Below are 11,853 nucleotides of genomic sequence, written 5' to 3' on the forward strand. Positions count from 1 at the left end.
CGGTTAGGGGGGCGCTAGGGGGGCGCTGGAGGGGCGCGTCTCGAAGAGCGGTCCGCTCTCCCGGTGAACCGGTCCGGCGAGCTAGGGTGGGTGGGCCGGAGATCGCCGCCGTCGTGGCCGAGTCTTCGGCCCACGCCGGCCCCCGGCCGGCTAGGATTGGCGCCGGCCATTTCGCTTTCGTGGGTGGCCGACACAGATCAGTCAGCAGCCGCTGCAACCCCAGGGAGCGATGTGTCCCGCCGTCTGTTCACCTCGGAGTCCGTGACCGAGGGTCACCCCGACAAGATCGCCGACCAGATCAGCGACACCGTCCTCGATGCCCTGCTCGCCGAGGACCCGACCTCGCGGGTGGCCGTGGAGACCATGATCACCACGGGTCTGGTGCACGTGGCCGGGGAGGTCACCACCGCGGCCTACGCCGACATCGCCTCGCTGGTGCGCAACACCATCCTGGGCATCGGCTACGACTCCTCCAAGAAGGGGTTCGACGGCGCCTCCTGCGGCGTCTCGGTGTCCATCGGCGCGCAGTCGCCCGACATCGCGCAGGGCGTGGACTCCGCCTACGAGGCCCGAGTCGAGGGCGTGGACGACGAGCTCGACCGGCAGGGCGCCGGCGACCAGGGGCTGATGTTCGGCTACGCCTGCGACGAGACGCCCGAGCTGATGCCGCTGCCGATCCGGCTGGCCCACCGGCTCTCCCACCGGCTCTCCGAGGTCCGGAAGAACGGGACCATCCCCTACCTGCGGCCGGACGGCAAGACCCAGGTCACCATCGAGTACGACGGCGACAAGGCGGTCCGCCTCGACACCGTCGTGGTCTCCTCGCAGCACGCCTCGGACATCGACCTGGACTCGCTGCTCGCCCCCGACATCCAGGAGTTCGTGGTCGAGCCCGAGCTCAAGGCCCTGCTGACCGACGGGATCAAGCTGGACACCGAGGGGTACCGACTGCTGGTCAACCCGACCGGGCGGTTCGAGATCGGCGGCCCCATGGGCGACGCGGGCCTGACCGGCCGGAAGATCATCATCGACACCTACGGCGGCATGGCCCGGCACGGCGGCGGCGCGTTCTCCGGCAAGGACCCGTCCAAGGTGGACCGCTCGGCGGCCTACGCCATGCGCTGGGTCGCGAAGAACGTGGTGGCCGCCGGCCTGGCGACCCGCTGCGAGGTGCAGGTCGCCTACGCCATCGGCAAGGCCGAGCCGGTCGGCCTGTTCGTGGAGACCTTCGGCACCGCGACCGCCCCCGTCGAGCGCATCGAGCAGGCCATCACCGAGGTCTTCGACCTCCGCCCGGCCGCCATCATCCGCGACCTCGACCTGCTCCGGCCCATCTACGCCCAGACCGCGGCCTACGGCCACTTCGGCCGTGAGCTCCCAGACTTCACCTGGGAGCGCGCGGACCGCGTCGAGGCGCTGCGCGCCGCCGCCGGGGTCTGATCCCGGATCCCCCGGGTTCGACCATCATCGATCCCTCGGGCATCAGGCGCCGGTCACCGGCCGCCGTCGGATGTCCGAGGGATCTGCTGTACTGGGCACCGTGAGTGAGAAGGGCCCCCGGAGGGAGCAGGGCCGCCAGGGTCCGGCCGGCGAGCAGCTGGCCCTGCTGCGCGGCGCGGCCCGCAAGCGCACCCCCCCGCGCACCTGGCGGGACGCGCCGCTCGCCGAGCGGCTGCCCGTCGCCCGGGTCCTGGTGGACAAGGGCCTGGTGCACCTCGACCGCTTCTTCGACTACGCCGTCCCCGCCGCCATGGACGCGGAGGCCAGGCCGGGCGTCCGGGTCCGGGTCCGCTTCGGCGCCGGCCAGCGCGAGGGCCGTCGCGAGGGCGGCCGCCTGATCAACGGCTTCGTGGTCGAGCGGCGCGCCGAGAGCGACTTCCCCGGCGTGCTCGCCCCGCTGGCCCAGGTCCTCTCCACCGAGCCGGTGCTCACCCCCGAGCTGCTCCGGCTCTGCCGCTCGGTCGCCGACCGCTACGCCGGGGCCCTGGCCGACGTCGTCCAGCTCGCCGTGCCGCCCCGGATGGCCAGGGCGGAGCGCGAGCCCTCACCGCCGCCCGCCGCGCCGCCGCGCCCACCCGCACCCGGCGGCTGGGCCCGCTACCCCCAGGGCCCCGCCTTCCTCCAGGCGCTGGCCGCCGGCGACGCGCCCCGGGCCGTGTGGACCGCGCTGCCCGGCCCGCACTGGCCCGACGAGCTGGCCCGTGCCCTGGCCACCGCGCTCGCCGCCGGGCGCGGCGCCCTCGCCGTGCTGCCCGACGGCCGGGCGGCCGCCCGCGTCGACGCCGCGCTGACCGAGCTCGTGGGCGCCGACCGGCACGTGCTGCTCACCGCGGACGCGGGGCCCGAGATCCGGTACCGGCGCTGGCTCGCGCTCAACCGCGGCTCGGTGCGCTGCGTCGTCGGCACCCGCGCCGCCATGTTCGCCCCCGTCCGCGACCTCGGCCTCGTCGCTATCTGGGACGACGGGGACTCGTCGCACCACGACGACCGCGCGCCCCAGCCGCACGCCCGCGAGGTGCTTGTGCTGCGGGCCGTCCAGGAGGGCGCCGCCGCGCTGCTCGGCGGGCATGGGCAGACCGTGGAGGCCGCCCAGCTCGTGGAGACCGGCTGGGCGCGACCGCTCGCCGCCGACCGCCCCGAGGTCCGCGCCGCCGCGCCGCTGGTCCGCACCGTCGGCGACGACGACGCGGCCCGCGACCCGGCGGCCCACTCGGCCCGGCTCCCCAGCCTCGCGTGGGAGGCCCTGCGGGACGGCCTGGCCCGCGGTCCGGTGCTGATCCAGGTGCCGCGCCGCGGCTACGCCCCCAGGCTCGCCTGCGCCCGCTGCCGCGCCCCGGCCCGCTGCGCCCGCTGCCAGGGCCCGCTCGCGGCCGCAGGCCCCGACCGGCCCCTGAGCTGCGGCTGGTGCGGCACCGAGGCCCCCGGCTGGGCCTGCGCCGAGTGCGGGGAGAGCCGGCTGCGGGCCACCGTCATCGGTGCCCGCCGCACCGCCGAGGAGCTCGGCAGGTCCTTTCCCGCCGTGCCCGTGCGCACCTCGGGCCGCGACCACGTCCTGGACACCGTTTCGGACCGGCCGGCGCTCGTGGTGAGCACCCCGGGGGCCGAGCCCGTGGCCCAGGGCCCCGGCTACGCGGCGGCCCTGCTGCTCGACGGCTGGGTGCTGCTCGGCCGCCCCGACCTGCGGGCCGGCGAGGAGGCCCTGCGCCACTGGCTCAATGCGGCGGCCCTGGTGCGCCCGCAGGCCGACGGCGGCACCGTAGTGGTGCTCGCCGAGGCCACCCTGCGGCCCGTGCAGGCCCTGGTGCGCTGGGACCCGGCGGGCAACGCGCGGCGCGAGCTGGCCGACCGAGCTTTCCTCGGCTTCCCGCCGGTCTCCCGGATGGCCGCCGTCAGCGGCCCGCCCGAGGCGGTCGAGGGTCTTCTCGACACCGCGCGGCTGCCCGCGGAGGCGGAGGTGCTCGGGCCCGTGCCGATGCCGGTCATCGAGGCTGGCCGCCCCCGGCGCCCCGGAGACCCGCCGCCCGGCGAGCAGTGGCAGCGGGCGCTGGTCCGGGTGCCGCCGGGCAGCGGCGCCGCCCTCGCCGCCGCCCTCAAGACCGCGCAGGCCGCCCGGCTCGCCCGCCGCGAGGGGGCCCCGGCGCGGGTGTGCGTCGATCCGGTCGACATCGGCTGACCGGCCGGAGCCGTTACCGCCGGGTCAGCCGCTGCGCTGCCCGGGGAAGGCGCCGCTCCTGGTCTCGGAACCGCCCGCCACCGGCTGCGCCGGCCGGCCAGGCACGGGGCGGGCCTGCGGCACTCCGGGCGCCAGCGGCCCCTCGGGACGCGCCGGGTCCCGGGTGGCCTGCGGCTGCGCGCCGGCGCTCGCCCCGGCCCGCCGGGCGCCGTAACGGCGGTGCACCGCCTGCTTGGTGACGCCGAGGGCCGAGCCCACCGCGTCCCAGGAGAAGCCGAGCGAGCGGTCGAAGTCCACCGCGGCCGTCACCAGGGCCTCCACGCTGTCCCGGAGTTCCTGGGCCAACCGGACCGTGGGGGCGGGCGCTCGGCCGTAGACGACGAACCCGGCCGAGGGACCGGTGCGTCGCGGTCGGTATACGTTGCCCAGCTGCGCGGTGAGCGTACGCAGCGCGTCCACCTGGCGGCGGACCCGCTCGATGTCCCGCACCAGCAGATGCAGGCTGGCCCGTGCCTGAGCGTCAGGGGTGGCGTGGTCGGCCATGAACAAGCCTCTCGAACCGGCGTCAAGGAAACGGACCGGTACACGGCCCGTGCGGTCAATCTCCCTTGACAACGCGCCACCCCGCGCCGGAGTCACGCTGCCGGCGAGCATCGTCAACCCCGTGCATCACGCACCCACTTCCGAGCCCGGGAAGAAACGTGTCACCGCGGAACATAGACTCGTCGGGGCCCGGCCAGCCACGACGGCCGGCGCCGCAGCGGACAGCAACGGAGAGGTCGTACACGCACGATGAGGCTCGTCTTCGCCGGCACTCCCGAGGTGGCCGTCCCGGCCCTCGACGCTCTGCTCGCCTCTGACCGGCACGAGGTCGTCGCCGTCGTGACCCGCCCCGACGCCCCGGCCGGCCGGGGCCGGCGGCTGGTCCCGAGCCCGGTCGCCGAGCGCGCCGCCGAAGCCGGCATCGAGATCCTGCGCCCGCGCCGTCCCCGGGAGCCCGACTTCCTCGACCGGCTGCGCGAGATCGCCCCGGACTGCTGCCCCGTCGTCGCCTACGGCGCCCTGCTGCCCAGGGCCGCCCTCGACATCCCACGGCACGGCTGGGTGAACCTGCACTTCTCCCTGCTGCCGGCCTGGCGCGGCGCCGCCCCCGTCCAGCACGCGGTGCTCGCCGGCGACGAGATCACCGGCGCCTGCACCTTCCAGATCGAGGAGGGCCTCGACTCCGGGCCCGTCTACGGGGTGCTCACCGAGGCGATCCGCCCCGAGGACACCAGCGGCGACCTGCTCACCCGGCTCGCCTTCGCCGGCGCCGGGCTGCTCGCCCACACCATGGACGGCATCGAGGACGGCACGCTGCGCGCCGAACCACAGCCTGCCGAGGGCGTCAGCCTCGCCCCCAAGATCACTGTCGAGGACGCGGCCGTCGACTGGTCGGCCCCCGCGCTGCGCGTGCACCGCCAGGTGCGCGCCTGCACCCCGGCGCCCGGCGCCTGGACGGTGTTCCGCGGCGAGCGGCTGAAGCTCCGTCAGGTGACCCGGGTGCCGGACCGGGACGACCTGGCGCCTGGGGAGCTGGCCGCCGAGAAGCACGCGGTCCACGTCGGCACCGGCTCGCACGCGGTCGAGCTGGTCTGGGTCCAGCCGCAGGGCAGGAAGCCGATGCGCGCCGCAGACTGGGCCAGGGGCGTCCGGGTGGCCGCCGGCGAGCGGCTCGAGTCGCCCGGCGCGCCGCAGCCGTAGGCTGGAGCCCGCCCGCCATCCCGTCATCGACATCCGGAGCACCCCGTCCCGTGAACACCCGGCAGCGCCGACCCGCAAGGACCTACCGCCGACCCCGGAGGGATCCGGTGCGGATCCTGGCCTTCGACGCGCTGCGCGCCGTCGGCGAGCGCGGCGCCTACGCCAACCTGGTGCTCCCGCCGCTGCTGGCCAGGGCCAAGGAGTCGGGCGAGTTCGACGCCAGGGACGCCGCCCTCGCCACCGAGCTGGTGTACGGCACCCTGCGCCGCCAGGGCACCTACGACGCGGTGCTCGCCGCCTGCGTCGACCGGCCGCTGCGCGACGTCGACCCGCCCGTCCTCGACGTGCTCTCGCTCGGCGCACACCAACTGCTCGGCACCCGCATCCCCAGCCACGCCGCCGTCAGCGCGACCGTCGAGCTGGCCCGCTGCGTGCTCGGCGACGGCCGCGCCAAGTTCGTCAACGCGGTACTGCGCCGGGTCGCCGCCCACGACCTCGACGGCTGGCTCGAACGGGTGGCCCCGCCGTACGACGAGGACCCGGAGGCGCATCTGGCCCTGGCGCACGCCCATCCCCGCTGGGTGGTCTCGGCCCTGTGGGACGCGCTCGGCGGCGACCGGACCGGCATCGAGCAGCTGCTGGCCGCTGACAACGAGCGCCCGAGCGTCACCCTGGCGGCCCGCCCAGGCCGCTCCACCGTGGACGAGCTGCGGGCCGAGCCGGGCGCCGAGGCCGGCCGCTGGTCCCCGTACGCGGTGCGACTCGTCGAGGGCGGCGAGCCTGGTGCGGTGGAGGCGGTGCGCGAGGGCCGGGCCGGCGTCCAGGACGAGGGCAGCCAGCTGGTCGCCATGGCGCTGGCCAACGCGCCACTGACCGGCCCCGACCGGCGCTGGCTCGACGGCTGCGCCGGGCCCGGCGGCAAGGCGGCGCTGCTCGGCGCCCTGGCGGCCGAGCGAGGCGCGGCCCTGGTCGCCGCCGAGCGGCAGCCGCACCGGGCCCGCCTGGTGGCCCGCGCGCTGGACGGCAACCCGGGCTCCTACCAGGTGGTGGTCGCGGACGGCACCCGTCCGGCCTGGCGTCCCGGCTCCTTCGACCGGGTCCTGATCGACGTGCCCTGCACCGGGCTCGGCGCCCTGCGCCGCCGCCCCGAGGCGCGCTGGCGCCGCCGCCCGGAGGATCTGGACGGCCTCGTCGCGCTCCAACGCGACCTGCTGCGTGGCGCATTGACCGCCGTCCGGCCCGGCGGGGTGGTCGGCTACGCGACCTGCTCGCCGCATCTGGCCGAAACCCGCCTGGTGGTCGCCGACGTGCTCAAGTCGCTGGCCAGGGAGGGCGGGACGATGGTGGAGCGGATCGACGCGCGCCCGCTGCTGCCCGGCGTCCCTGAGCTCGGCGAGGGTCCCGACATCCAGCTCTGGCCGCACCGGCACGGCACCGACGCCATGTACCTGGCGCTGCTGCGCCGCACGTCCTAGGCGGCCAGGGGCGCGCCGGCCGACCGGTCGAAGGCGGCCGGTCGGCATGTTGAATACTGGGCCCCATGGCACAGATCAATCCGAGCATCCTGTCCGCTGACTTCGCCCGGCTGGCCGACGAGGCCAGGGCCGTTGAGGGCGCCGACTGGCTCCATGTCGACGTGATGGACAACCACTTCGTGCCCAACCTGACGCTCGGTGTGCCCGTCGTCGAGTCCCTGCGCAAGGCGACCGACATCCCGCTCGACTGCCATCTGATGATCGAGGACCCGGACCGCTGGGCCCCCGCCTACGTGGACGCGGGGGCCGGCTCGGTCACCTTCCATGTGGAGGCGGCGGCCGCTCCGGTCAGGCTTGCCAGGGAGATCAGGGCCAAGGGCGCGCGCGCCTCGATGGCGCTCAGGCCCGCCACCCCCATCGAGCCCTACGAGGACCTGCTGCCCGAGCTCGACATGGTGCTGGTGATGACCGTGGAGCCGGGCTTCGGCGGCCAGGCGTTCCTCGACGTCACGCTGCCCAAGATCCGCCGCACCAGGAAGCTGATCGAGCGGCACGGCCTGTCGCTCTGGCTCCAGGTGGACGGCGGCGTCTCGACGGCCACGATCGAGCGCTGCGCGGAGGCCGGAGCCGACGTCTTCGTCGCCGGATCCGCCGTCTACGGCGCCGACGACCCGGCGGCCGCGGTCGCCGCGCTGCGTGAGCAGGCCGAGCGCGCCGCACGCCCGGCGTCGCACACCACGTCCGGGTGAACACCGGCCGTCCATCCGGTTCTCGGGGGTACCGCTGGCTCCGAGGGGCGATTACGGGGCCCGTGGATCTGCGAGGATGAACCTCCAGAGGTGACCGGGGACGGGGACGGACATCAGGACAGTGAGGTGAGTGCGGTGCCGACCGGGAGGGCAGCCACAAGGATGGGGCCCGCCGAACTGATGCAGGCGGCGGCGATGGCACGCCGCTTCTATCTGGAAGGCAAGTCCAAGATCCAGATCGCCGACGAGTTCGGGGTCAGCCGCTTCAAGGTCGCTCGGGTGCTGGAGTCGGCCGTGGAGCACGACCTGGTGCGCATCGAGATCCGGGTGCCCGCCGAGCTCGACGCGGAGCGGTCGGACGCGCTGCGGGCCAGGTACGGGCTGCGGCACGTGGTGGTCGCCGAGTCGCCGTCCGACGACGCGGAGGACTCGCCGGACCCGGAGCATCTGGGCGAGGTGGCTGCCGAGTTGCTCGGGGAGCTGGTGGCCGAGGGGGACGTGCTCGGCCTCGCGTGGGGGCGTTCGACGATCCACATGGCGCAGGCGCTGCGGGAGTTGCCGCCGTGCACGGTGGTGCAGCTGACCGGCGTCTACCACGCGGGCGCGGCCGAGCGCGGCTCGGTGGAGGCGGTGCGGCGGGCGGCCGCGGTCTCCGGCGGCGACGCGCACCCGATCTACGCGCCGATGCTGCTGCCCGACTCGGCCACGGCGTTGGCGCTGCGCGGCCAGCCCGGGATCGCGGCGGCCTTCGAGTACTTCGACAAGGTGACGATCGCGGCGGTCTCCATCGGCTCCTGGGAGCCGGGGATCTCGACCGTCCACGACATGCTGGACAAGGAGGAGCGGGAGCACTACTCCTCGCTCGGGGTGGCGGCCGAGATGTCGGCGCACCTCTTCGCGTCCGACGGTCGTCGGGTCGGCCGGGACCTGGGGGAGCGGTGCATCACGGTGGAGGCCGAGCGGCTGCGCCGGATCCCCGAGGTGGTCGCCATCGCGGGCGGCCGCCGCAAGGCGGACGCGATCGGCGCGGTGCTGCGGTCCGGCCTGGTGACGAGCCTGGTCACGGACACCACCGCGGCGGACCGGCTGCTTGCCCAGCCGCCCGGCAGGCGTCCGGCCCTGGAGCGTGCCGATCCGGACGAGTTCGCCTAGTAGTGCTTCGTTAGGTTGTGTCGGGTGGGGGTCGGTCTGTTCTGGGCGGGGCCGGTAAGTCTTGGTGGCGGGTGGGGCATGCGCCGGTCCAGCACAGCAGGAGGTCCTGTATGGCGTGGAGGACTTGGTAGAAGGTCAGGCCGGCGCTGGGGCTTTTGGGTTCAGGCGGCGGAGGGTGAGGAAGGCATGGGCGGCGGTGACGAGGGTGACGTGGTGGTGCCAGCCGCGCCAGGTGCGGCCCTCGAAGTGGTCCAGGCCCAGTCCGTGCTTGAGTTCGCGGTAGTCGTGCTCGATCCGCCAGCGGATCTTCGCCATGCGGACCAGGTGCCGCAGTGCAGTGTCCGGGGGCAGGCTCGTCAGCCAGTAGTCGGTGGGCTCGTCGGTGTGGGGCGGCCATTCGGCGATCAGTGTCTCGGCGGGCAGGACACCGTCCCACCGGCTGCGTCCACCGGCCCGGTCCAGGGCGGCCTTCCTCGCCGCGACACCGGCCGGGCGGACTTCCATGACCATGAACCGGCTGGTCATCGCCCCCTTGCTGCCCTGCCGCCAGGTGCACCGCCGCAGCCGGCGCCGCCCGGCCGTCACCACCAAGTCCTTCAACGACCGGGCCGGATCGCGGTAGCGGGGCAGCCTGGGGGCGCCCATCCGCCCCTGACGCTCAGGGATGGTCGGGACGGCGTCGCCGGGGTGGGCAGTGGTGTCCGGTCGGACGGCGGTCATGTAGTCCAGGCCGCGTTCGGCCAGCCCAGCGCGGAAGGCGTGCATCTGCCCGTATCCCGCGTCCGCCACCACGATCCGGCCGGCAAGGCCCCATCCCCGCGTCTGGTCGATCGCGTCCAGGGCGAGGCGCCACTTCTCCCGGTGCCCCACATCCTCGGGCACCCCGGCCCGCGCGCGGCGCCCGTCGGCCGGATCGGCCCACTCGGCGGGCAGGAACAGCCGCCAGTTCAGCGGGACCGAGGCCGCGTCGGTGACCGCGTGCAGACTCACCCCCACCTGGCACAGCGACTTCTTGCCCAACGCCCCGCACCACTGCCTCGCCGCCCCGACCGACTGGTCCCCGGCCTTGGGGAAGGAGGTGTCGTCGATCACCCACGCTTCCGGGCCCACCGCCTGGGTCACCTTCGCCGCGATGGCCCGCAGCACCGGCGCGTGCTCCCACGTCGACTGGCTGACGAACTGCTGCAACGCCTGCATGTTGCCGTCCGGCAGCCGCTCGGCCATCGGCTGGATCGACTTGCGCCGCCCGTCCAGCATCAGCCCACGCAGGTAGCAGTCGCCCCACCGCCGCTGGTCCTTGCGCTTCAGCGAGGCGAACGCCTCGGCGACGAACTCGGCCAGATCCCCGCGAAGACGCTCGACCTCCCCAAGATCCACAACGGCAGCATGCACCACCGCCCAGCACACGATCAAATCAACCTAACGAAGCACTACTAGGCCCTGTCCGGGCGATCAAGAGTGTCGGTTGATGTGATGCGGATGCCGGGTCGGTTATCTCGGTTGCTGTGGATCTGCGGCGCTGTAACGATCCGCGCATGATTACTCCTGGCCCGATGGTTCCCGATGGTGGCGGTTACCGTCACTCGTACGAGATCGCCCCTCCTGCACGCGTGGTCCACGTCTCCGGGCAGATTCCGGTGGCTCCGGACGGCACCCTCCCAGAGGGGTTCGCCTCACAGTGCCGTCAGGTGTGGGCCAACCTGGCGGCAGCCCTGGCTCATCACGGGATGGGGCTGTCCGACCTGGTCAAGGTGACCACCTACCTGTCGGACAGGGCGTACCGGGAGGAGAACTCCGCCATCCGGCGTGAGATCCTCGCAGACCACGCTCCGGCTTTGACGGTCATCATCACAGGCATCTACGACGAGGCGTGGCTGCTGGAGATCGAAGCCGTCGCCGCACGATAGACGCCCTGGCCGGTCATGAGCGAAGCCAGACGACGATGGCCGCGACGATGACGGTGCCGAGGAAGACGTAGCCGCGCTTGCCATACCGCGTGGCCACGGCGCGGGACTTCTTCAGCTTGTTGATGGCCCGTCCGACGGTGTTGCGCTTCTTGTATCGGTCCTTGTCGAAGGCGGGTGGCCGTCCGCCGCGCGAGCCCTTGCGCAGGCGGGCGGCCTGGCTGTCGCTCTTCTCGGGGATGATGTGCCGGATGCCTCGCCTGCTCAGGTACTCGCGGCACGGGCCGTTGCTGTATGCCTTATCGGCCGCGAGACTGTCCGGCTTCTTGCGCGGCCTGCCTGGCCCGGTCCGGGGGCCCCGGATCTTCTCCAGCATCGGTTCCAGCTGGGTGCAATCGGCCCGCTGACCTGGCGTGATGACTAGGGACAGCGGGCGGCAGCGGCCTTCCGCACCAGATGGAGCTTGGTGGTGAAGCCGCCGCGCGAGCGGCCCAGGCCCTCACCTGCCTCACCACCTCCTCCAGCCGGGCGTGCAGACTCGCCACGGTGGTTCGTCCTGGTGTTCCCCGTTGTCGGCCCCTTTTTGGGCGCCCGGTGCCGGCGGTGGAGCAGTGCGGGCTCCGGCCGCGTGCTGGTGCGCCCGCATGACGGTGGAGTCCACCGCGATGTCCCAGTCGATCTTCCCGGCGGCATCCGCCGCGGCCTGGACCTGTTGGAGCAGACGCTCCCAGGTGCCGTCGGCCGACCACCGCCGATGCCGCTCATAGGCCGTCTTCCATGGTCCATACCGTTCCGGCAGGTCACGCCACTGCATCCCGGTCCGCACCCGGTGCAGAATCCCGTCGATCACCTGCCGATGGTCCCGCCAGCGGCCACAACGCCCCTTGCTCACCGGCAAGAACGGCACAACCAGCTCCCACTCGGCATCCGTCAGATCACCCCGATCGAACCCCACGACCAGAACAACGAGCCGATCAGACCACCGTCACCTGATCGCCCGGACAGACCCTAGATGAATGAGTCCAAGGGGTGGCCTGCGGGCATGATGCGAGGGTGTCCAATGTCGGCGTGTGAAGACAGATGTGGACACCCTCGCGACAGCACTCTATGCCCGTATCGATGATGGGTTGAAGGCTTCGCCATGGTTGGCTCCGGCA

At 73.8% G+C, this 11,853-nt stretch carries 9 protein-coding genes and 1 pseudogene; 7 read left to right on the forward strand and 3 right to left on the reverse strand.

The features are described 5' to 3' along the window. Positions 1-231 precede the first annotated feature (231 nt). Together metK and E1265_RS25155 are read left to right on the forward strand one after the other, a co-directional pair. Positions 232-1,440, forward strand: coding sequence for a methionine adenosyltransferase (gene metK / locus E1265_RS25150; RefSeq protein WP_132933292.1), 1,209 nt, complete (start codon positions 232-234; stop codon positions 1,438-1,440). A gap of 100 nt (positions 1,441-1,540) precedes the next feature. Next, positions 1,541-3,673 carry a primosomal protein N' gene (locus E1265_RS25155; protein ID WP_243741092.1) on the forward strand — a complete coding sequence of 711 codons (2,133 nt, stop codon included), beginning with the start codon at positions 1,541-1,543 and terminating at the stop codon, positions 3,671-3,673. Positions 3,674-3,697: 24 nt separating this feature from the next. Here E1265_RS25155 and E1265_RS25160 read toward each other — a convergent pair whose 3' ends face one another. Continuing rightward, entirely contained in the window at positions 3,698-4,216 is a 519-nt protein-coding gene (locus E1265_RS25160; RefSeq protein ID WP_132933293.1) for a hypothetical protein, read from the reverse strand. A gap of 249 nt (positions 4,217-4,465) precedes the next feature. On the opposite strand from E1265_RS25160, the gene fmt reads away from it, so the two are divergent. The 4 genes from fmt (at position 4,466) to E1265_RS25180 (ending at position 8,792) form a co-directional block, all read left to right on the forward strand. Beyond that, positions 4,466-5,416, forward strand: a complete 951-nt coding sequence (gene fmt, locus E1265_RS25165) for a methionyl-tRNA formyltransferase (protein WP_132933294.1) — start codon at positions 4,466-4,468, stop codon at positions 5,414-5,416. A 50-nt stretch (positions 5,417-5,466) separates the two neighbouring features. Continuing rightward, positions 5,467-6,891 (forward strand): transcription antitermination factor NusB, encoded by a 1,425-nt coding sequence (locus tag E1265_RS25170; RefSeq protein WP_132933295.1) that lies wholly within the window; start codon positions 5,467-5,469, stop codon positions 6,889-6,891. Between the two features lie 65 nt (positions 6,892-6,956). Beyond that, positions 6,957-7,640: a ribulose-phosphate 3-epimerase gene (gene rpe, locus E1265_RS25175; protein ID WP_132933296.1), complete on the forward strand. Its 684-nt coding sequence runs from the start codon at positions 6,957-6,959 to the stop codon at positions 7,638-7,640. A gap of 162 nt (positions 7,641-7,802) precedes the next feature. Further along, positions 7,803-8,792: a sugar-binding domain-containing protein gene (locus E1265_RS25180; protein ID WP_132933297.1), complete on the forward strand. Its 990-nt coding sequence runs from the start codon at positions 7,803-7,805 to the stop codon at positions 8,790-8,792. Between the two features lie 135 nt (positions 8,793-8,927). On the opposite strand, the gene E1265_RS25185 is transcribed toward E1265_RS25180, so the two are convergent. Further along, positions 8,928-10,169 (reverse strand): IS701 family transposase, encoded by a 1,242-nt coding sequence (locus tag E1265_RS25185; protein ID WP_132933298.1) that lies wholly within the window; start codon positions 10,167-10,169, stop codon positions 8,928-8,930. A 128-nt stretch (positions 10,170-10,297) separates the two neighbouring features. Between E1265_RS25185 and E1265_RS25190 the strand changes: the two genes are divergently transcribed. Beyond that, complete coding sequence (locus E1265_RS25190) at positions 10,298-10,699, forward strand: RidA family protein (RefSeq protein WP_243741093.1); 402 nt, start codon at positions 10,298-10,300, stop codon at positions 10,697-10,699. Between the two features lie 13 nt (positions 10,700-10,712). Here E1265_RS25190 and E1265_RS25195 read toward each other — a convergent pair. Next, positions 10,713-11,651: pseudogene (locus E1265_RS25195) on the reverse strand (IS5 family transposase). Between the last annotated feature and the right edge of the window lie 202 nt (positions 11,652-11,853).

The organism is Streptomyces sp. 8K308 (assembly GCF_004348315.1).
In the GTDB taxonomy this organism is placed as follows: domain Bacteria; phylum Actinomycetota; class Actinomycetes; order Streptomycetales; family Streptomycetaceae; genus Streptomyces.